Source organism: Variovorax sp. GW821-FHT09B05 (assembly GCF_059418265.1).
In genome coordinates this window covers 507,835-527,820 of record NZ_JBWKPN010000003.1, presented here as the reverse complement: position 1 = coordinate 527,820, position 19,986 = coordinate 507,835, and the positions used below count along the sequence as shown (strand labels likewise).

Sequence of the window (19,986 nt, the reverse complement as noted above, 5' to 3'; positions counted from 1 at the left end):
CGTATCTGTATCTATCAGTCGATGAATCGGCAGCGGCAGCGCGATCTTCGTCATTTGTGGCCGCCGCCGCTCGAGGAGCCGCCGTAGGAGCCGCCCGAGCTGCGGTAGCCGCCGCCCGAACCGCCGCTGCTGCTGCTGCAGGTGCTCAGGATGATGAGCAGCACGATGATCACGATCGCGATCACCACGATCGTGCCGCAACCCAGCCCCGAGGCCGCGCTGACCGGCGACGCGTCGGAGCGCTCGAACAGGTCCTTCTTGGCGTCGAGCTTGAAGGCCGTGGCGACCGCGCCGCTGTCGATCTTGCTGCCCGAGGACCAGGTGAGCTCGTTGACCGAGCGCTCCATCGACAGCAGGGCGCCGCCGACCGCGAAGTCGCGGTTGAAGGTCTTCTGCCCGCGCTCGACCTGCCAGTAGAACTCGCCGGCCACGTAGGTGGTCTCGGCGTTGTAGGCGTACTGCTGCTGGTAGCGCTTGCCGAGGTAGGTGGCGGTGCTGCCGTTCTCGGCCATCACCGGCGCGCCGGTGGTGGGGCGCACCATGCTCCAGCCGTCCTCGGCGTCGACCAGGAAGCTGAAGCCGCGCTTCTTGTTGTAGAGCAGGTATTCGTCCCAGCCGAACTGCTCGTCGTCGCCGGGCTCGCTGCCCATGCGGTGCTGGAAACCCACCACCTGCCACTGGGCGCCCTGCAGCTGGCCCATGCTGCCCAGCGCGATCAGCGGGCGCACCGGCTCGTTCTGCGCCGCATGCTTGAGCTCGCCGCCGATGCCCTGCGTGAGGTCGATGATGCTGTTGCACGAGCGGCAGGTGACGCTCTTGCTGTCGGCCAGGTTGAGCGTGACCGGCGAGCCGCAGTTGGGGCAGTTGAAGCTGCGGCCCTTCTCGTCCTTGGCCGAGTCCTCGCGCAGCCCGGTGAGCTGCAGCGATTCGAGATCGACCGAACGGCCCAGCGAGGCGGCCGGCGGCTGCGAGCCGTAGTCCAGGCTCAGCACCAGGCCCTTGTCGTTGCGCAGTTCGACCACCTGGAACGGCCGGCCGAGCTCGGGCAGGTGCGGCAGTTCGCCCTGCGCCGAGACCAGCGTCACTTCCTCGTTCGAGGCGACGGTGTAGCTCTGGCCGTTGAAGGCGCTGGTGGCGCCCACGCGCAGGTCGGCCGCGGCCGGTGCCGTGCGCTGCAGTTCGAACGGCAGCGAGAAAACGTAGGCGCCGTTGTCCTCGCTGAGCACGCCGGTGCGGTCGCCGTCGAGGGCCGCGATCCACTCGGTCCAGCGGCCGCCGGCGTACTTGTACTGGAGCCGGCCGACGATGGTGAAGGGCTTGTCCTGGATCCGACCCGCGGCGAACAGCTGCAGCGGGCTGAAGTCGTCGAACAGCTCGGCCATCTTGCCGGTGCGCGCGAGCGTGTCGCCCTGGCGCACGACGGTGCTCTGGCAATAGGGGCAGACCGCATGGGTCGACTGGGCCGATCGGAACTCGACCGGCGCGCCGCAGCCGGGGCAGGGCGCGCGGTAGTAGCGCTGGGTGCCGCCGGCTTCCTCAGCCATGGCGCGCACGCGCGGGCGCGAGGCCCGCAGCATTCTTCCAGCCGATCATGCCTCTCACGCCCGTCGAGCGGGCGTCAGGCGCTATACAGAACATAGCGCCGGATCAGACCAGCTTCTTGAGCAGTTCGACCTTCTTGGCGTCGAACTCTTCCTGGGTCAGGATGCCCTTGGTCTTGAGTTCGCCGAGCTTCTCGAGCGTGGTCATCACGTCGTTGGGGTTCACCACCGCCACCGCCGGCTGCTGCTGGGTCGCGGCCGCCTGCGCCGCCGCGTTCGGGCTCAGGCCCTGCGCGAGGTTCTGCGCCAGCACCTGACCGAGCGCCACGCCGGCGCCCAGGCCCATCGCGTCGCCCGCGATGCCGCCGCCGTTGGCAGCGCCTTCGGCGAACTTGGGGATCGCCTGCGCCGTCTGGTACTGCATGAACTTGCCCATGTCGTTGCCGACCATGCCCATGCCAATCTTCTGGTCGAGGATCTTCTGCAGTTCCTCGGGCAGCGAGACGTTCTGGACCGTGATGTTCTCGAGCTTGATGCCGATCTTGGCGAACTCGGGCACCAGCTGGGCCGCCAGCGCCTGCGCGAACTGGATCTGGTTGGCCGCGAGGTCGAGGAAGGGCACGCCGCTGGAGGCGATGGCGTTGCTGATGTTCTGCAGCACCAGGCCGCGCAGCTGGCCGTCGAGGTCGGCCACCGTGTAGATGTCGCGCGTGCCCGAGATCTCGGTGTGGAACAGCTTGGCGTCGCCGATGCGGAACGAGTAGTTACCGAAGGCGCGCAGGCGCACGGCGCCGAAGTCCTTGTCGCGGATGGTGATGGGCTGCGGCGTGCCCCACTTCTGGTCGACCTGCTGGCGCGTGCTGAAGAAGTAGACGTCGCTCTTGAACGGGGACTCGAAGAGCTTGTCCCAGTTCTTCAGGTACGTCAGCACCGGCAGCGTCTGCGTGCTGAGCTTGTACATGCCGGGGCCGAACACGTCGGCCACCTGGCCTTCGTTGACGAACACCGCGACCTGCGACTCGCGCACCGTCAGCGAGGCGCCGTTCTGGATTTCCATTTCCGCCATCGGGAAGCGCCAGGCCAGCGTGCCATCGCCGGACTCGGTCCACTGGATGATGTCGATGAACTGTTTCTTGATGAAATCCATCAGGGCCATGGCTGCGCTCCTCTAGAGGGTTTTTGTGCGGACTTGGCATATTGCCACAGCGACTTGACCGCGGACCCGTGCTTTTGGTCATTTTGGTCATGGCTGCACCCTGGCCAGGCGTCATAGTCCGTCATCGTCCGAGGTCTACAATCGGCGCCCCCAGAAGAAGCGCCTCAGGAGCAACGGCACATGTCTGACACGACCCCTTCGTCATCCTCGACTCCCTCGCCCGAAGACAAACGCGCCGAACTTCGACGTGCCGCCCTCGAGTACCACGAGTTCCCGGTCCCCGGAAAGATCTCGATCGCCGCGACCAAGCAGATGGTCAACCAGCGCGACCTGTCGCTGGCCTACTCGCCCGGCGTGGCCGCGCCCTGCGAGGAGATCGTCAAGGACCCGGCCAACGCCTTCAAGTACACCGCGCGCGGCAACCTCGTGGCGGTCATCACCAACGGCACCGCGGTGCTGGGGCTCGGCGACATCGGCCCGCTGGCCTCCAAGCCGGTGATGGAAGGCAAGGGCGTTCTCTTCAAGAAATTCGCCGGCGTCGACGTGTTCGACATCGAGATCGACGAGAAGGACCCCGCGAAGCTGGTCGAGGTGATCGCCGCGCTTGAGCCCACCTTCGGCGCGATCAACCTCGAGGACATCAAGGCGCCCGACTGCTTCTACGTCGAGCGCGAGCTGCGCAAGCGCATGAAGATCCCGGTCTTCCACGACGACCAGCACGGCACGGCGATCACCGTGGCGGCGGCCATGCTCAACGGCCTGAAGGTCGCCGGCAAGGACATCGCCGACGTGAAGCTCGTGACCTCGGGCGCGGGCGCCGCGGCGCTGGCCTGCCTGAACCTGCTGCTCAAGGTCGGCCTGAAGCGCGAGAACGTGTTCGTGACCGACCTGGCCGGCGTGGTCTACGAAGGCCGCACCGAGCTGATGGACGACGACAAGCGCCAGTACATGCAGAACACCACGGCGCGCACGCTGGCCGAGGTGATCGAGGGGGCCGACGTGTTCCTCGGCCTGTCGGCCGGCGGCGTGCTCAAGCCCGCGATGGTCGCCAAGATGGCGACGCGCCCGGTGATCTTCGCGCTGGCCAATCCGAATCCGGAGATCACGCCCGAAGACGCGCGCACGGTGCGCGACGACATCATCATGGCCACCGGCCGCACCGACTACCCGAACCAGGTCAACAACGTCCTGTGCTTCCCGTACATCTTCCGCGGCGCGCTCGACTCGGGCGCGACCACGATCACCGACGAGATGGAGATCGCCGCGGTGCATGCCATCGCCGAGCTGGCGCAGGCCGAGCAGAGCGAGCGCGTGGCGGCGGCCTACGTCGGCGAGAAGCTGTCGTTCGGCCCCGAATACCTGATCCCGAAGCCCTTCGACCCGCGCCTGATGATGAAGATCGCGCCGGCCGTGGCCAAGGCGGCCGAGGAAAGCGGCGTGGCGCTGCGTCCGATCAAGGACATGGACGCCTACCGCGACAAGCTGCAGAGCTTCGTCTATGCCTCGGGCACCACCATGAAGCCGATCTTCGACGCCGCCAAGCGCGCGCCGAAGAAGCGCGTGGCCTACTGCGAGGGCGAGGAAGAACGCGTGCTGCGCGCGGCGCAGATCGTGGTCGACGAGGGCATCGCGCGCCCGACGCTGATCGGCCGTCCGGCCATCATCGCCCAGCGCATCGAGAAGTTCGGCCTGCGCCTGAAGGAAGAGCTCGACTACGACGTGGTCAACGTCGAGCAGGACCACCGCTACCGCGACTTCTGGCAGACCTACCACCGCATGACCGAACGCAAGGGCATCACGGTGCAGGTCGCCAAGATCGAGATGCGCCGCCGCCTCACGCTGATCGGCGCGATGCTGCTGCACAAGGGCGAGGTCGACGGCATGATCTGCGGAACCTGGGGCACCACGCTGATCCACCTGCACTACATCGACCAGGTGATCGGCAAGCGCCCCGGCGGCTGCGCCAGCACCCCGCAGGACGTGCCGGTGTATGCCTGCATGAACGGCCTGCTGCTGCCCGACCGCCAGGTGTTCCTGGTCGACACCCACGTCAACTACGACCCGACGCCCGAGGAACTGGCCGAGATCACGACCATGGCGGCCGAGGAGATGATGCGCTTCGGCCTCAAGCCCAAGGCGGCGCTGCTGTCGCACTCGAACTTCGGCACCAGCAACGAGCCGAGCGCGCTGAAGATGCGCAAGACGCTCGACCTGCTGCGCGTGCAGGCGCCCTGGCTCGAGGTCGATGGCGAAATGCACGGCGACGTGGCGCTCGACAGCAAGCAGCGCGCGGTGGTCATGCCGCACAGCGCGCTGGCCGGCGATGCCAACCTGCTGGTTTTCCCGAACATCGACGCGGCCAACATTTCCTACAACCTGCTCAAGACGGCGGCCGGCGGCAACATCGCGATCGGCCCGGTGCTGCTCGGAGCGGCCAAACCTGTGCACATTCTCACGGCGAGCGCCACCGTGCGGCGCATCGTGAACATGTCGGCGCTCACGGTGGCCGACGCCAACGCAGAACGTTAAGCTTTAGCAAGCATTTCTTCGAGAGTGGACGCCAACTTATGGCGTCCCTGTCAAGCCCTCGATGCTGCTCAAACTTTGGGCAGTCGCTTGCTATTTTCGCCAGCGTGGTGCACACTCGCGGGCTTGGATTTGCGGGTTAACCCCAAGGTTGATCGCTGATCCGAACCCCCCGCTCTTTTCTTGTGGTGCCTCTTTATGGCGATGGCGTCTTGCGCCTCGATCACGTCCTCTGTCGCTAAGTTTGCGCTCACCGGCTTCATGCTGGCAGCGCTGGCGACGACGGGGGCCGAGGCCCGCGGATGGTTCGGCGCCGGGAATTCCACCGCCCAGGAAACGATTGCGCTGGCCGAGCTGCCGGTGCAAGGCCAGCGTACCTACGAAGCCATCCTGAACGGCGGTCCCTTCCGGTACGACAAGGACGGCTCGGTGTTCGGCAATCGCGAGCGGCTCCTGCCCTCGGCCCGGCGCGGCCACTATCGCGAGTACACGGTGAGCACGCCCGGATCGCGCGATCGCGGTGCCCGGCGCATCGTATGCGGCGGCGAGAAGCGAACGGCACCCGAGGCCTGCTGGTACACGGCGGACCACTACGCGAGTTTCAGACGGATCACGCCATGAGCGACGACAACGACTTGAGCGGCGCACCGAAGCGCCCCGAAGAAATGATGATGACTATGGAAAGACCAGCGGAGATGACTTTATCCCTTCGTGCCGTACGCCCGAACATCGTGCAATCGATTCGCGCGTTCCGCGTGAGCGACCTGCAGGACGCCGCCAATGCGGCGGGCCAGCACTTCCTGTATGCCAACCTCGGCAACGCACAGACCAAGCAGGACGTGCTCGACCTGATCGCCCAGCAGTTCACCTTTCCGGCGCACTTCGGCAAGAACTTCGACGCGCTGTACGACTGCATGACCGATCCATTGCATAAATCGGGCCCGCAGCCCGGTTTCGTGATCGTTCTCGAACAGATCCCGGCCAACGGCAAGTTCGACAAGGAAGCGCGCGAGCAGCTGCTCGACATCTTCCGCGACGCGTCGGACTACTGGGGCGACCGCAAGGTGCCCTTCCGGTGCTTCTATTCTTTTCTGTAGCCCGTTCTGCACAAACCAGCCAAGCAGAACGGGCGAACGAGGCCCAGCCGACCAGCGCGGCAACCCTCGATGGCATCCAGATCGACCCGGCGACCGTCCCCCCCGCGGTGACGGCCACCGCGACCGACGAACCCACCGGCGAAAAAATGCCGACCGACAAACTGGTCGACGTCTCGCCACTCGCCTTGCGCATGAGCAGCCCGTTCAACGCGGGTTACTGGCTCGCCGCGGCGTAATCAAGAAGAAAGAAGCGCTCGCCGGGCGCGTTCCGGCACCGCAAGAAAAAACCCGTCATCGACGGGTTTTTTCGTTTCTCCCGCAGGCAACGGCCGCTCAGCCGAGCCCCGGCGTCTGCGCCAGCGCCACGTACTGCTCGACCGGCACTTCCTCGGCGCGCCGCTGCGTGTCGAATTCGCCGGCGAAGCCGTGCTCGTCGAGCCACTTGCCCAGCGTGTGGCGCAGCAGCTTGCGGCGCTGGCTGAACGCGACCTGCACGATCTCCTCGAGCCGCTTCGCATCGACCGCCGGCGGCGCGGCCAGCGGCACCATGCGCACCACGGCGCTGTCGACGCGCGGCGGCGGATCGAAGCTCTCGGGCGGCACGAACAGCACGTTCTCCATCTCGTAGCGCCACTGCAGCATCACGCTCAGGCGGCTGTAGTCCGAGGTGGCGGGCCGCGCCACCATGCGGTCGATCACTTCCTTTTGCAGCATGAAGTGCTGGTCGGCCACCAGGTGGGCATAGCCCAGCAGGTGAAAGAGGATCGGTGTGGAGATGTTGTAGGGCAGGTTGCCGACCACGCGCAGCGCGGTGGTCGGCACCTTCGCCGCCAGCGCCGCGAAGTCGACCTTGAGTACGTCGGACTCCACCACCTCGAGCTGCGGATGGCTGCGCAGCCGCTTGGCGAGGTCGCGGTCGAGTTCGATCACGGTAAGCCGGCCGAGCCGCTCGACCAGCGGCTGCGTGAGCGCCGCGAGGCCGGGACCGATCTCGACCATGGGGTCGCCGGGCTGCGGCGCGATCTCGCGCACGATCGCATCGATGATGCCGCCGTCGGACAGGAAGTGCTGACCGAAGCGCTTCCTGGGAATGTGCGCCATCGTGTGTCGATCAGGACTGCGGGGGCTCGCGGAACTCGACGTAGGCGCGCGCGCGCACTTCCTGCGCCCAGGTGTTGAAGGCTTCCTCGGTGCGCTGGTCGCGCAGCACGGCACGGGCGGCTTCGCGCTGCTCGTCCTGGCTCGGCTTGACGTTGCGGCGCTCGAGCACCTGGATCAGGTGGACGCCGAAGCGCGACACCACGGGATCGCTGATCTGGCCCGGAGCGAGGCGGTTCATGGCTTCCTCGAACTCGGGCACGTACATGCCCGGGCGTGCCCAGCCGAGGTCGCCGCCGTCCTTGGCGCTGCCGTCCTGCGAGTTGTCGCGCGCCAGGCTGGCGAAGTCGACGCTGCCGCCACTGGCCTCGATGCGCCGCTTGAATTCGGCCAGTTGCGCCACCGCCTGCTCGGTGGTGCGCTTGGGATCGTTCTGCAGCAGGATGTGGCGCGCATGGGTCTGCGTGACCACCGCGTCGGCCGAGCCGACCTGTTCCTTGGCGATCACCTTGACGACGTGGAAACCGGCGGAGGAGCGCACCGGCCCGACGATGCCGCCCACGGCCGTGGACTGGACGGCCTCGACGAACAGCGGCGGATAGCGGTCGGCGGTGCGCATGCCGAGCGCGCCGCCATTGGCGCGATCGGGGGCGTCGGAGTTGCTCTGCACCAGCTTGGAGAAGTCCTCGCCGGCGCGCGCGCGCTGCGCCAGGCCCTGGGCCTTCTGCTGCGCCTGCGCCACTTGCGCGTCGGTGGCGTTCTCGGGCACGGCCACCAGCAGTTGCGCGAGGTTGAGGTTCAGCATGGACGGATCGCCCTTGCCGCCGCTGTTGCGCTGGTCCTGCAGGAACTGGTCGGCTTCGGCGTCGCTGACCTTGACCTTCGAATCGACCTCGCGGCCGCGCAGACGCGTGAGCAGGAGCTGGTCGCGCAGGTCGTTGCGGAAGGCCTGCAGGCTGATGCCTTCGGCGGCCACGCGCTGGCGCAGCTCGGGCAGGGTCAGCTGGTTCTGGCGCGCGACGGTCTGTTCGGCCTGGTCGATGGCGATCTCGTCGACCTTGATGCCGGTTTCCTTCGCGAGCTGCAATTGCGCGCGCTCGGAGATCAGCCGCTCGAGCACCATGCGCCCGAGTTCGGGGCGCGGCACGCGCTCGGCGTCGGGGTTCTCCTGGATCAGCCGCTGCACGCGGGTCAGCACCTCGGTGTTGGTGATCGGTTCGGAATTGACCAGCGCGACGATGAACTCGGCCGAGCGCTGCACCGGTGCGGCCGGCGCGGCGGGCCGGGCGGCCGGCGGTGCCAGGCGCGGACCGGCGCGCATGATGTCGGTGATGCCGCCGCCGGAGCGGAAACCCTGCTGGGCGCCGGCAGTTGCGGCCAGCGCGGCGAGGCAGGCCAGGCTGAGAATGGAACGGATGTGTTTCATGGCGTTGCTCGGTCTCTCGTCTCAGTCGTAATTGGTGAAGCGGCTCGGCCCTTCGACCGGTGTGCGCAGGGGCTGGTAGCGTTGGATGTTGGTGCGCAGGGCCTGCATCGGGCTCGAGCCGACGGCGGCGAAACCGACGAATTCGAGCTGGAACATGATGCGGGTGTTGGCCGTCACCTGGCCGGTGGTGATGCGCTGCAGCACCACGCGCCCGATCCAGCAGCAGCCGTCGTATTCGACGCCGAGGACGCCGTCGGTGAGCTTGCGGTCCTGCAGGTCGTAGTTCAGACGGCCCACCGCGTACCAGCGTCCGCCGCCCTGGCCCTTGCCGGGACCGAGGTCCTTGCCCTTGTCGCCCCAGAAGTCGTTGAGCGGCCACTGCCAGCCGACGTCGATCGACTTGCTGCCGTCGTTGACGGTGGTGGTGTTCGGGTTCAGCGCCTTGGCCGCGAGGTAGGCCTCGCTGGGCGCCTGGTAGCGCAACGCGATGTTCACGTTGTGATAGGGCGCCGGGTTGTAGCGCGCGCTGATGGCGCTGCGCGTGGACTTGCGGGTGTCGGGGTTGTACTGGATGACCGTGTCCAGGCTCCACTTGGGCGTCCAGTTGATCTGGCCGCCCAGCAGCAGGTCGCTCGCGCGGTCCGTGACCGGATTCGCGCCCGGCAGCGTGACGCGCTGGTCGGAGAAGCGCAGCCGCTGCGCGACGCCGAAGCGCGCGGCCTCGACGCCGGTGTCGGGGTCGATCAGCCGCGAGGTCACGCCCGTGGTGAGCGTGTTGGTGTCGGAGATGCGGTCGTTGCCCGAGAACGCGTTCTCGGTGTAGATGGTCGCGAAGCTGAAGTCGTTGGCCGCCGTGTCGTAGTTCGGCAGCTTGCTCTGGTCGCGGAAGGGCGTGTAGACGTAGTAGGCACGCGGCTCCAGCGTCTGGCGGAAGGCGCGGCCGAAGAAGCTCGCGTCGCGCTCGAAGATCAGGCCGCTGTCGAGGCTGAAGGTCGGCACCGTGCGGTTCGACGACGTGGACCAGAACACCGGCGAATTCTGGTCGTACGGAATGCCGTTCACGTACTGCACGTTGTTGAGCGTGAGCTTCGGGATGTCGCCCTGCGGCACGTAGTAGCTGTAGGTGGTGGCGTGCAGCTGCACCTTCGGGATGACGAAGGTGCTCGGCGTGATGAAGGGCCGGCTCAGCGCCGCCACGGCATACAGGCGATCGCCGTCGGGCTGCGACTGCTGGACTGCGTCATAGCCGGGTTGGCCGGAGGCGATGCGGTTCACGCGAAAGCGCGTGTAGTCCGTGGTGAAGGAGAAGTCGAAGCCGCCCCAGTCGTACTTGTTGTAGTTGGCCGTGATCTGCGGCATCCGGTCGTACGACGGCACCACCGGCGCCAGGCTGTACTGCAGCGTCTGGTAGCGCAGCGCGCGCACCACGCCGTTCCAGTCGCCCTTGCTCCAGTTGAGCGTGGCGTCGTTGGGCAGCAGGCGCTGCGACAGCGTGGGCGTGCGGGTGAAGTCGCGCCAGTAGTCGTTGTCGCTGACGCGGTTGATGTTGATGGAGGCCGAGAGCGAATCGAGGCCGAGCGCCTTGGCATCGAAATCCTGGCGATGGTTGGCCCAGATGCCCCAGCGCCGGGAACCGGGCTGCCGCAGGTCGAGGTCCTTGGCCTGGATCTGGCCGCTGGCCAGTTGCTGCAACTGCGTGGCGCGCGCCTCGTTGAAGCGCTGCCCCACCAGCCGGTCGCTGCCCATCAGGTCGAGCCGAATCGTGCCGTTGTATCCCTTCTCGAGATAGCGGAACTCCGAACCCAGGTTGATGCCGCGCTTGGACATCAGCGTCGGCGTGATGGTGGCGTCGCGGTTCGGCGCGATGTTCCAGTAGTACGGCTGCGAATACTCGATGCCGTTGGTGTTGTCGATGCCGATGGTGGGCGGCAGCAGGCCGCTCTTGCGCTCGTTCGACAGCGGGAAGCTCATGCTGGGCAGCGCCGGCGTGGTGATGCCCATGAAGCTCAGCCGCGCGTCCTTGGCGACGCCCACGTTCTCCTCGGTGTCGGTGGTGAGCGAGGCGGCGGTCAGGATCCAGGCGGGCATCCAGCCGGGGAAGTCCTCGCGGCGGCAGGTCGTGTAGGTGGCCTGGCGCGCGACCGACACGTTGGTGTCGACGAAGTCGATGCGCTGCGCGTCGCCATGTCCGCCATTGGCGAGGAAGGAGTAGCGCACGTTGTTGAAGAAGCCCTCGAAGGTCTCGAGCTTGAGCTCGAGCTCGGGGCCCTCGTAGACGTTGCCGGCCTGGTTGACGCGCACGTTGCCCGTGGCGCGCGCGCGGTCGTCGGGCTGGTAGTACTCGAGGCGGTCGGCGGTGATGGAAGTTTCGCCGCGCCGCAGGCTGGCATTGCCTTCCACCACGGTCTCGAGGTCGGGCCGGCCCGAGATGCGGTCGCCGCTCACGAGGCTGGGCAGCTGGCTGCGCAGCAGCGGCGGAATGGTTTCGGCGAGCTGGGGCGTGCGCTTGAGCGTGAGCGGGCCGTCGAGGCCCGTTCCCTGCGCCGACGCGCCATGCGCGTGCAGCAGCGCCAGCGTCAGGAGGGCCAGCGGCAGCGGCGGGCCGGAACGGCGCACGTCGACTCGTCGGCTCATCAGGCCTCCCGCCGATCCGTTCCGAGAAGAGCCCGGCGTCCTCCCGAGGAAGGCAGCGAGCGCACAAGGTGCCAGGCGTCGGGGCATGGATTCGTAGGCATCGGTTCGGACAAAGGAAACGTCGGGGGAGGCGGCGCGGCAGGCCGGCCGGTTGCAGGAGCCGGCGGCGAACCGGTCCGATCGGGCGCCGATCGCAGAGGTTGCCGTGCCAGGCGGTTTGTAGAATCGATTATCCATGACAGCACCCCCGCCCTCGGCCTCCACGGCCCCAGCCCTCCATGGGGCCATTTCCTGGACTGATCCGCAACGGGCCGAAGCGTTCCGGGGTTGGCTTGCCGGCATCGCGACGACGCATCGCCTGTTGCCCGACACCATGCGGCTCGCCTCCGCCGACGCGAGCTTCCGTCGCTACTTCCGCGTCGACGGCACCGGCCCCGAGGGCACGCGCATCGTGATGGACGCGCCGCCCGACAAGGAGAACAGCGCGCCCTTCGTCCAGGTGGCGCAACTCATGGCCGAGGCCGGCGTGCATGCGCCGCGGGTGCTCGAATGGGACCAGGCCCACGGCTTCCTGCTGCTCGACGATCTCGGCCGCCAGACCATGCTCGAGGTGCTCGACCCCGAGCAGCCCGACACCAGCCGCCCGCTCTACGACCAGGCGATCGACGCGCTGATCCGCTGGCAGCTCTCGTCGAAGCCCGGCGTGCTGCCGCCCTACGACCGGGCGCTGCTCGAGCGCGAGCTGTCGCTGTTCCCCGAGTGGTACCTGAGTCGCCACCGCGGCGTCGCCATTGAGGGCAAGCTGAAGGAACGGCTGGAGCGCAGCTTCAAGCTGATCGTCGACAGCAACCTCGCCGCGGCCAGCGTCTACGTGCACCGCGACTTCATGCCGCGCAACCTCATGGTGGCGCCGGGCGACACGCTCGCCGAGCGCGCGAAGACGCCGCTGGGCGTGCTCGACTTCCAGGACGCCGTCTACGGCCCGATCACCTACGACATCGCCTGCCTGATGCGCGATGCCTTCCTGAGCTGGGACGAGGAGTTCGTGCTCGACATCACCGTGCGCTACTGGCAGAAGGCCCGCAAGGCCGGCCTGCCGGTCGACGAGGACTTCGGCGCCTTCTACCGCGCGGTCGAGTGGATGGGCCTGCAGCGCCACCTCAAGGTCGCGGGCATCTTCGCGCGGCTCACGCTGCGCGACGGCAAGCCGCGCTACCTCGCCGACACGCCGCGCTTCATCGCCTACATCCGCGCCACCGCCAGCCGCTACAGCGAACTCACGCCGCTGCTGCGGGTGATCGACGAGGTCGAGGGCACGACCGCGACCACCGGCTTCGCCTACGGCCGGGTCTGATCGCTGAAGAAGCGCTGAACGGAATCTGAAGAAAGAGACGCTGTATCGCCCATGCAACATGGGAATGCAGCTACGAATCTCATAGCAATGCCGCGTTTTCACTGCTCCGTTCCACTGCATGCCGGCGCCACGCTGGCGCTGCCGCCCGGTGCCGCGCGCCACGTGCAGGTGCTACGGCTGCAGCCCGGCGATGCCATCACGCTGTTCGATGGCAGCGGCGGCGAGTACGCGGCCACGGTCGAGCGCATGGGCCGCAGCGAGGTCAGCGTGGTCGTCGGTGCGCACACGGCGCGCGAGAGCGAGGCGACGCGCGCCGTACACCTGGCGGTCGGCATGCCGGCCAACGAGCGCATGGACTGGCTGGTCGAGAAGGCCACCGAGCTCGGCGTGGCGAGCATCCAGCCGCTGGTCACCGCGCACGGCGTGCTGCGGCTGGCCGGCGAGCGCGCCGAGAAGAAGCGCGCGCACTGGGAAGCCATCGCGATCGCGGCCTGCGAGCAGTGCGGGCGCAACCAGGTGCCGGTGATCCATCCGGTGCGGCCGTTTCCCGGCTGGCTCGATGCGGCGCCGGATGACGGCGGGCACGGCCCGGCACTGCGCCTCGTGCTGAGCCTGGCCGAGGGCACGCGCGCGCTCGGCGATGCGCTCGCGCAGGCCGGTGGCGACCCGGACGCGGTGCAGGTGCTCAGCGGCCCCGAGGGCGGCCTGAGCGGCACCGAGGAGGCCGAGGCCATCGCGCGCGGCTTCGCGCCCGTGACCCTGGGCCCGCGCGTGCTGCGCGCCGAGACCGCCGCGCTCGCGGCGCTGGTGCGACTCGCCTGAGCCGGCGGCCCGCATCCTCCTGGGTGTTTTCCGCGACGCGCGAGCGCGGGCCTTTCGGAACAATGGAGCGTCACGTTCCATTGCATCGTTTCCAAAGGATCCTTCGCCCATGCATCGACCGCTTCGCGCGCCCCGGCTCGCCCCGCTGACCTTCGCCGTCGCACTGGCGGCTTTCGGCACCGTCCAGCTCGCCAAGGCGCAGAGCGCGCCGGTGGCACCCACGCCGGCGCAGGTGAACCCCGAAGTCGACCGGGCCTACACGCAGCTGATGGCCGCGCCCGCGATCCAGAAGCTGCTCGACGCGGTGAAGGCCGACCATGAGCGCACGGTGGAAGAGCTGAAAACGCTGACCGAGATCGAGGCGCCGCCCTTCAAGGAACAGAAGCGTGCCGAGGCCTTCCTCGCGCGCATGAAGGCCCTCGGCCTGTCGGATGCGCGCATCGACGCCGAGGGCAACGTGGTCGGCCTGCGCAAGGGCACCGGCCACGGCCCGAAGCTGCTGGTCTCGGCCCACCTCGACACCGTGTTCCCGGCCGGCACTGACGTGAAGGTGAAGGAACGCGACGGCAAGCTCTATGCGCCCGGCATCGCCGACGACACGCGCGGGCTGTCGGTGCTGCTGTCCTGGCTCAAGGTGCTCAACGAGAACAAGGTCCAGACGCAGGGCGACCTGCTGTTCGTCGCCAACGTCGGCGAGGAAGAACTGGGCAACCTGCGCGGCATGAAGGCGATCTTCCGCGACCACCTCGACATCGACGGCATGGTCGGCCTCGAGCCCTCGCCCGACGGCCACGTGCTGGTGCTGGGCACCGCGAGCCATCGCTACGAGGTGAACTTCAAGGGCCCGGGCGGCCACAGCTTCGGCGCCTTCGGCCAGGTGCCCAGCGCGATCCACGGCATGGGCCGCGCCATCGCCAAGATCGCCGAGGTGCGCACGCCGAGCTTCCCCAAGACCACCTTCACGGTCGGCACGGTCGGCGGCGGCACCTCGGTCAACACCATCGCGCCCGATGCGCGCATGGCGATCGACATCCGCTCGGACGACATGGCTTCGCTGCTCGAAGCCGAGAAGAAGATCCTGGCCACGCTCGACGAGGCCGTGGCCGAGGAGAACAAGCGCTGGAACGTGAACACGCTGAGCGTGAGCACCAAGCTGATCGGCGACCGGCCCGGCGGCCGCACGCCGACCGACTCGGTGATCGTGGAGGCCGCGGTGCGCTCGAACAGCGCCTTCGGCCACAAGACGCTGCTGCGCGGCGGCAGCACCGACGCCAACGTGCCGATCTCGCTGGGCATCCCCGCGATCATCATCGGCGGCGGCGGCAAGTCGGGCGGATCCCATTCGACCAACGAGTGGATCGACGTGACAGATGGATGGAAAGGCGCGCAGAATTCGCTGGTCACCGTGCTCGGCCTGGTTGGCGTTCCGGGCGTGAGTCCGGCCCTGCTGCCCAAACGCGCGGCACGTACCAAGTAATTTGTCACGTTGTAAGCCGAAAGTCAGCAAGCAAGATTTCGGCAACATTCCACCGCCTGGGAAAATCCCGCGGTTCTGTCACACACCAAGGAAAAAGCCATGGGATTGCTCGACTCGGTACTCGGTCAGGTGCTTGGAGGCGCTGCGCAACAGCAGCAGCCCCAAAGCGGAGGACTCGGCGGCTTGGGCGATCTGGGAGACTTGGCCGGCGCGCTGGGCGGCCTGCTCGCCAACAACGGCGGTGCAGGCGGCCTCGGCGGCCTGGTTTCCAAATTCGAGCAGGCGGGCCTCGGCGACGTCATCGGCTCGTGGGTCGGCAAGGGTGAGAACCTGCCGGTCTCGGGCGGCCAGCTGCAGGACGCGCTGGGCGGCGACACCATCGCCAACATCGCCTCGAAGCTCGGCATCAATGCGCAGACCCTGCTGCCGATGCTCGCCACCATGCTGCCGGCCCTGATCGATCAGCTCACGCCGCACGGCAAGGTGCCCGAGCAGGGGCTCGGCAACCATGAAGATCTGCTGGGTTCGCTCAGCGGCCTGCTGCAAGGCCGGCAGTCCTGAATTGCAAGAAGCGGATCAAGGATTCGGCGCCCGCGAGGGCGCTTTTTTTTTGGCCCGCTGGCGCAGCCCGGCCCGTTCGCGTAGAACCGCGGGCTCTCCCATCGTCCGCAACCCCCGTGCCGCTTCCTCCCCCATGAATCGCAACCTCTGGCTGCTCGCCATCTGCCAGGGCCTGTTCCTGACCAACAACGTCACCTTCATCGCGATCAACGGCCTGGTCGGCCTCGCGATCGCGCCGCGCGGCTGGATGGCGACGCTGCCCGTGATGGGCTATGTGGTCGGCAGCGCGCTCGCCACCGGGCTGGTGGTGCGCAGCCAGCGCCGGTTCGGCCGGCGCGGCGCGTTCCAGATCGGCCTGGCCGTGGCGCTGGGCTCGGCGCTGCTGTGCGCCTATGCGGCGTTCTCGAAGGACTTCTGGCTGCTGTGCTTCGCGACCGTGGTCGCGGGCTACTACAACGCCAACGCGGGGCTCTACCGCTTCGCGGCCGCCGAGCTCGCGGCGCCCGACTGGCGCGAAAAGGCGGTCTCGCTGGTGATGGCCGGCGGGCTGATCGGCGCGGTGGCCGGCCCGAACCTCGCGGCCGCCACGCGCCAGATGTTCGCCGTGCCCTTCGCGGGCGCCTACCTCGCGCTCGCGCTGGTGGCGCTGCTGTCGGTGGCGCTCATGCGCTTCATCGAGTTCCCCGCGCCTTCCGCGCGCGCCCAGGGCGGCGGACGGCCGCTGGCCGAGATCGCGCGGCAACCGGTGTTCATCGTGGCCGCCGCCGCGGGCGCGCTCGGCTACGGCGTGATGAACCTGCTGATGGCCGCGACGCCGATCGCGATGCAGATCTGCAGCCTGCCGTTCGAGGACGCGGCGCTGGTGCTCGAATGGCATGTGATCGGCATGTTCGCGCCGGGCTTCTTCACCGGCCACCTGATCCGCCGCTTCGGCGCGCTGCCGGTGATGGGCGCGGGGCTGCTGCTGAACCTGGCCTGCATCGCGGTCGCGCTGTCGGGCGTGGAGCTGCGGCACTTCGCGATCGCGCTGTGCCTGCTCGGCGTGGGCTGGAATTTCCTCTTCACCGGCAGCACCACGCTGTCGCTGACCGCCTACACGGCCGAGGAGCGCGACCGGGCCCAGGGCGCGCTCAACTTCTGCGTGTTCGCGACGCTGGCGCTGACCTCCTTCGCCTCGGGCGTGCTGGTGACGACCCAGGGCTGGCAGCTGCTGAACCTCGGTTCGCTGGTGCCGGTGGCGCTGACCGGCGCCGCGCTGCTGTGGCTTGCGCACACGCGCCGCCGCGCGCGCGGCGCGGCCTGAAGCGGTCACGGCCATCCCCGACAATCCCGCCCGCATCAACCACGGGGAGAGGCGATGGCGGCTGGCCGCAAGGGGAAGCAGGGTGACGATCCGGGCGCGTTGCCCGATGGCACGGTCCGCTGGACCGCGGCGATGCGCGGCGCGCTCGCCGAATTCCGCAACACGCCCTGCCGCCAGTGCGGCGCCACGCTGTCCGAGGCCCAGCCGCTGCACGAGCAGCTCGACCACATCGGCCGCCACCCGCAGCCCGCCTGGCAACAGCGGCCGGAGAGACTGAGCGTGCTCGAACTGCATGGCGCCGGCGCGCTGCCGCTGTTCCTCGAGCCCGCGCCGCGCAAGGAGGCGCTGGCCGACCTGCTCGCGATTCATCACGTCGACGCGGTGCGCTTCCTTGCGGGCCAGGTCCGGCATCCCGAATGCAAGACGGCGCTCGCGAAGCAGGCCGAGCGCTGGCCGCTGCTGGTGCTGCGCGAACTGCTGGCCGCCAACCCGGCGCGTCACCAGGCCGGCGCGGCGCTGGTGCTCGAACTGCTGGCCGCGCATCCCGAATGGCAGGCGCCGCTCGAAGCGGCCTGCGACGAGCCCCAGCGCAAGGCGCTCGCGCGGCTGCAGGCCGACGACGGCGGCGGACTGGCCGATGCCGAACCCGCGCAGTGGCCGGCCTTCCTGCGCGCACCGCCCTGGAAGGACAGGCAGGCGCTGCCCGCGATCCCGGTGCTGGCGCTCGAGGTCGTCGAACGGACTGCGCGCCTGCACTGGCAGCACGCGGTGCCGCGGCGCTATCCGCCGGTCGGCGGCGAACCCGCGCAGTGGCTGGCCGATGAAGTGCGCGACGCACAGCAGCGCGGCGAACGCCAGTTGGCCGAGTACCCGCGTCCGCACCACACGACGCAGCCGCCGCCCGAGGCCCGGGCCTGGGACCGCCCGCGCAAGGCGCTGTGGATGCTGGGCCTGAAGGCCGAGCGCATCGAGGACGCGATCCGCGACCACGGCGCCAGCCTGTCGGCGGACGACTTCGGCCAACCGCCCGGCGACTCGTGGAGCTGCGGCGACCAGCTCTGGCAATTGCCCGAGCCGCTGGCGATGGCGGTGTTCGCGCGGCTGCCACCCGCGAGCCACTCCATGGGCGACGCGAGCTACCTGCGGCCGCTGCTGCACCGCTTCGGCACCGCCGCGCTGCCGGGCCTGCCGCCCTATCTGAAGCAAGGCTCGCGCGCCATGTTCGAGCTGGCCGCGGTGATCGAATGGGACCGGCTCGCGCCCTGGATCGCCAAGGGCTTCCACGGCAACCGCTGGGTGCGGCAGGAAGCCTGTGCCTGGCTCGGCCGCTATCCCGAGGCCGCCGCGCGCGGCCTAGTGCCCGACGCGCTCGGCGCGCCGGGCATCGCACGCGATGCGGCGCAGGCCGCGCTGCGCTGGCTGCACGAAGCCGGCCATGCCGATGCGGTCCATGCGCAGGCCATGGCCTACGGCTCGGCCGCGGCCGAGGCCGTGTCGCAGCTGCTCGCCATCGCACCCGAACACCTGCTGCCCGAGACGCTGCCGGCGCTGCCGAAGTCACTGCCGCTGTCGACGCTGCCGCGCCTGGTGCTCGCGGCGGACGCCACGCGGGCGCTGCCGGCGGCGCTGCTGCCCGACGTGCTGATGACGATGGCACTCGGCAAGCCCGAGACGCCGTATCCGGGGCTCGCGGCGCTGCAGGCCGCGGTCGCGCCCGAGGCGCTGGCGCGTTTCGCACGCGCGCTGCTGGCCTGGTGGATCGGCAACGGCCGCCCGGGCAAGGAGCGCTGGATGTTCGCGCTGCAGGGCCGGCTCGGCGACGACGAGACCGCGCGCCAGCTCGCGGGCCTGCTGCGCCAGTGGCGCGCGGCGCTCGACCGCGTGCGCGCCTACGACGCGCTCGCGATGCTCGGCGAGATCGGCAGCGACGCCGCGCTGATGCACCTGGGCGAGCTCGCGCGCCAGACGCGCTACGCCGACCTCAACGCGCGGGCCTCGGCACTGCTCGACGAGGTGGCGGCGCAGCGCGGCCTGAGCCTGGCGCAGCTGGCCGACCGCACGGTGCCCGAGTTCGGGCTCGATGCGCGCGCGGGCCTGGCGCTCGACTTCGGCCCGCGCCGCTTCACGTTGCAGATGGACGACCGCCTGCAGCCCCTGCTGCGCGACGGCGCGGGCAAGCCTCTGAAGGCGCTGCCCAAGCCCAATGCCGCCGACGATGCGGCACTGGCGGCCGCCGCGACCGAGCAGCTCAAGGAACTGCGCAAGCTGGCGAAGACCGTCGCGGCCACGCAGCTGCGCCGGCTCGAGGCCGCGATGTGCGAGCAGCGACGCTGGACGCACGGCGAGTTCATGGCCTTCCTGGTGCGGCATCCGGTGATGCGCGTGTTCGTCCGGCAGCTGGTGTGGGGGCTGTTCGACGAGAGCGGTGAACTCGCAGCGAGCTTCCGCGTGAGCGCCGAGGGCGAACTGGTCGATCCGCACGACGATCCCTTCGCGCTGCCCGACGACGAGAACGCGCGCATCGGCATCGCGCACCCGCTCGAGTTCGCGGCACGCAACCCCGCGCTGGCCGCCGCCTGGGCCTCGGTGCTGGCCGACTACGAGATCGTGCAGCCCTTCGAGCAGCTCGCGCGGGCGCACTTCGCGCTCGATCCGGCGCTGCGCACGCAACGCGCGCTGCCGCAGTGGACCGGCCGCACGGTGACGAATGCCGGCCTGCTCGGCCTGGAAGCGCGTGGCTGGCAGCGCGAGGTCGGCGACGGCGGAATGGTCCATCGCTTCGGCAAGCCGGTGGGCGAGGGCCTGGCGATCTGGCTGCGGGTCGAGGAGGGCTGGTACGTGCAGGGCGCGGCCGATCCGAAGGCGCAGCAGGCGGTGGCGGGCGTGGCGCTCGAGGGCGCCGAGGGCCGCTGCCTTGGCGACGTGGCGCCGATCGCGTGGAGCGAGGTCGAGCGCGACCTGCAGCGCGCGGTGTGGGCGCCGGCGCCCTGA

General features: G+C 69.0%; 15 protein-coding genes. 10 read left to right on the top strand and 5 right to left on the bottom strand.

All coding sequences use genetic code 11. The features are described 5' to 3' along the window. Nucleotides 1–50 precede the first annotated feature (50 nt). A complete protein-coding gene (locus AC07RM_RS10865) occupies nt 51–1,544 on the bottom strand; it encodes a DUF4178 domain-containing protein (protein WP_495334447.1) in 1,494 nt (497 codons plus the stop codon). 103 nt (nt 1,545–1,647) lie between these two features. Beyond that, entirely contained in the window at nt 1,648–2,697 is a 1,050-nt protein-coding gene (locus tag AC07RM_RS10860; RefSeq protein ID WP_495321339.1) for an SPFH domain-containing protein, read from the bottom strand. A 180-nt stretch (nt 2,698–2,877) separates the two neighbouring features. Between AC07RM_RS10860 and AC07RM_RS10855 the strand changes: the two genes are divergently transcribed. From AC07RM_RS10855 to AC07RM_RS10840, 4 genes are all read left to right on the top strand, one after another. Beyond that, nucleotides 2,878–5,226 (top strand): NADP-dependent malic enzyme, encoded by a 2,349-nt coding sequence (locus tag AC07RM_RS10855; RefSeq protein ID WP_093343554.1) that lies wholly within the window; start codon nt 2,878–2,880, stop codon nt 5,224–5,226. A 201-nt stretch (nt 5,227–5,427) separates the two neighbouring features. Continuing rightward, nucleotides 5,428–5,844, top strand: coding sequence for a guanyl-specific ribonuclease (locus AC07RM_RS10850; RefSeq protein WP_093344141.1), 417 nt, complete (start codon nt 5,428–5,430; stop codon nt 5,842–5,844). Nucleotides 5,845–5,894: 50 nt separating this feature from the next. Next, a complete protein-coding gene (locus AC07RM_RS10845) occupies nt 5,895–6,320 on the top strand; it encodes a barstar family protein (protein ID WP_093344142.1) in 426 nt (141 codons plus the stop codon). Next, complete coding sequence (locus AC07RM_RS10840) at nt 6,299–6,556, top strand: hypothetical protein (RefSeq protein WP_143129161.1); 258 nt, start codon at nt 6,299–6,301, stop codon at nt 6,554–6,556. Before AC07RM_RS10845 ends, AC07RM_RS10840 begins: the two co-directional genes overlap by 22 nt. A 97-nt stretch (nt 6,557–6,653) precedes the next feature. Here AC07RM_RS10840 and rsmA read toward each other — a convergent pair whose 3' ends face one another. From rsmA to AC07RM_RS10825, 3 genes are read right to left on the bottom strand one after another with little or no spacing between them, the layout of a single operon-like run. After that, the gene (rsmA, locus tag AC07RM_RS10835) at nt 6,654–7,421 is read right to left on the bottom strand and encodes a 16S rRNA (adenine(1518)-N(6)/adenine(1519)-N(6))-dimethyltransferase RsmA (RefSeq protein ID WP_495334446.1); all 768 of its coding nucleotides are present in this window, start codon (nt 7,419–7,421) and stop codon (nt 6,654–6,656) included. 10 nt (nt 7,422–7,431) lie between these two features. Further along, on the bottom strand, nt 7,432–8,844 hold the full coding sequence (locus AC07RM_RS10830; RefSeq protein WP_093343557.1) for a peptidylprolyl isomerase: 1,413 nt from the start codon (nt 8,842–8,844) through the stop codon (nt 7,432–7,434). Nucleotides 8,845–8,865: 21 nt separating this feature from the next. Continuing rightward, nucleotides 8,866–11,478, bottom strand: a complete 2,613-nt coding sequence (locus AC07RM_RS10825; RefSeq protein ID WP_495334445.1) for an LPS-assembly protein LptD — start codon at nt 11,476–11,478, stop codon at nt 8,866–8,868. A 235-nt stretch (nt 11,479–11,713) separates the two neighbouring features. Between AC07RM_RS10825 and AC07RM_RS10820 the strand changes: the two genes are divergently transcribed. The 6 genes from AC07RM_RS10820 to AC07RM_RS10795 all read left to right on the top strand — a co-directional run bounded on the left by AC07RM_RS10820 (nt 11,714) and on the right by AC07RM_RS10795 (nt 19,986). Next, the gene (locus AC07RM_RS10820) at nt 11,714–12,832 is read left to right on the top strand and encodes an aminoglycoside phosphotransferase family protein (RefSeq protein WP_495334444.1); all 1,119 of its coding nucleotides are present in this window, start codon (nt 11,714–11,716) and stop codon (nt 12,830–12,832) included. Between the two features lie 87 nt (nt 12,833–12,919). After that, nucleotides 12,920–13,654: a 16S rRNA (uracil(1498)-N(3))-methyltransferase gene (locus tag AC07RM_RS10815; protein WP_495334443.1), complete on the top strand. Its 735-nt coding sequence runs from the start codon at nt 12,920–12,922 to the stop codon at nt 13,652–13,654. Nucleotides 13,655–13,763: 109 nt separating this feature from the next. Beyond that, nucleotides 13,764–15,131 carry a M20/M25/M40 family metallo-hydrolase gene (locus tag AC07RM_RS10810; RefSeq protein WP_495334442.1) on the top strand — a complete coding sequence of 456 codons (1,368 nt, stop codon included), beginning with the start codon at nt 13,764–13,766 and terminating at the stop codon, nt 15,129–15,131. Between the two features lie 99 nt (nt 15,132–15,230). After that, nucleotides 15,231–15,692 carry a YidB family protein gene (locus AC07RM_RS10805; protein WP_495334441.1) on the top strand — a complete coding sequence of 154 codons (462 nt, stop codon included), beginning with the start codon at nt 15,231–15,233 and terminating at the stop codon, nt 15,690–15,692. A 133-nt stretch (nt 15,693–15,825) separates the two neighbouring features. Beyond that, on the top strand, nt 15,826–16,995 hold the full coding sequence (locus AC07RM_RS10800; RefSeq protein WP_495334440.1) for an MFS transporter: 1,170 nt from the start codon (nt 15,826–15,828) through the stop codon (nt 16,993–16,995). Nucleotides 16,996–17,049: 54 nt separating this feature from the next. Continuing rightward, a complete protein-coding gene (locus AC07RM_RS10795; RefSeq protein WP_495334439.1) occupies nt 17,050–19,986 on the top strand; it encodes a DUF4132 domain-containing protein in 2,937 nt (978 codons plus the stop codon).

Bases quoted from the DNA above. Each gene is read 5' to 3' on its own strand.
- AC07RM_RS10800 (WP_495334440.1), top strand. From the start codon at position 15,826: ATGAATCGCAACCTCTGGCTGCTCGCCATCTGCCAGGGCCTGTTCCTG.
- AC07RM_RS10845 (WP_093344142.1), top strand. From the start codon at position 5,895: ATGACTATGGAAAGACCAGCGGAGATGACTTTATCCCTTCGTGCCGTA.
- AC07RM_RS10865 (WP_495334447.1), bottom strand. From the start codon at position 1,544: ATGGCTGAGGAAGCCGGCGGCACCCAGCGCTACTACCGCGCGCCCTGC.
- AC07RM_RS10810 (WP_495334442.1), top strand. From the start codon at position 13,764: ATGCATCGACCGCTTCGCGCGCCCCGGCTCGCCCCGCTGACCTTCGCC.
- AC07RM_RS10815 (WP_495334443.1), top strand. From the start codon at position 12,920: ATGCCGCGTTTTCACTGCTCCGTTCCACTGCATGCCGGCGCCACGCTG.
- AC07RM_RS10850 (WP_093344141.1), top strand. From the start codon at position 5,428: ATGGCGTCTTGCGCCTCGATCACGTCCTCTGTCGCTAAGTTTGCGCTC.
- AC07RM_RS10860 (WP_495321339.1), bottom strand. From the start codon at position 2,697: ATGGCCCTGATGGATTTCATCAAGAAACAGTTCATCGACATCATCCAG.
- AC07RM_RS10820 (WP_495334444.1), top strand. From the start codon at position 11,714: ATGACAGCACCCCCGCCCTCGGCCTCCACGGCCCCAGCCCTCCATGGG.
- AC07RM_RS10805 (WP_495334441.1), top strand. From the start codon at position 15,231: ATGGGATTGCTCGACTCGGTACTCGGTCAGGTGCTTGGAGGCGCTGCG.
- AC07RM_RS10795 (WP_495334439.1), top strand. From the start codon at position 17,050: ATGGCGGCTGGCCGCAAGGGGAAGCAGGGTGACGATCCGGGCGCGTTG.
- AC07RM_RS10830 (WP_093343557.1), bottom strand. From the start codon at position 8,844: ATGAAACACATCCGTTCCATTCTCAGCCTGGCCTGCCTCGCCGCGCTG.
- AC07RM_RS10825 (WP_495334445.1), bottom strand. From the start codon at position 11,478: ATGAGCCGACGAGTCGACGTGCGCCGTTCCGGCCCGCCGCTGCCGCTG.
- rsmA (WP_495334446.1), bottom strand. From the start codon at position 7,421: ATGGCGCACATTCCCAGGAAGCGCTTCGGTCAGCACTTCCTGTCCGAC.
- AC07RM_RS10855 (WP_093343554.1), top strand. From the start codon at position 2,878: ATGTCTGACACGACCCCTTCGTCATCCTCGACTCCCTCGCCCGAAGAC.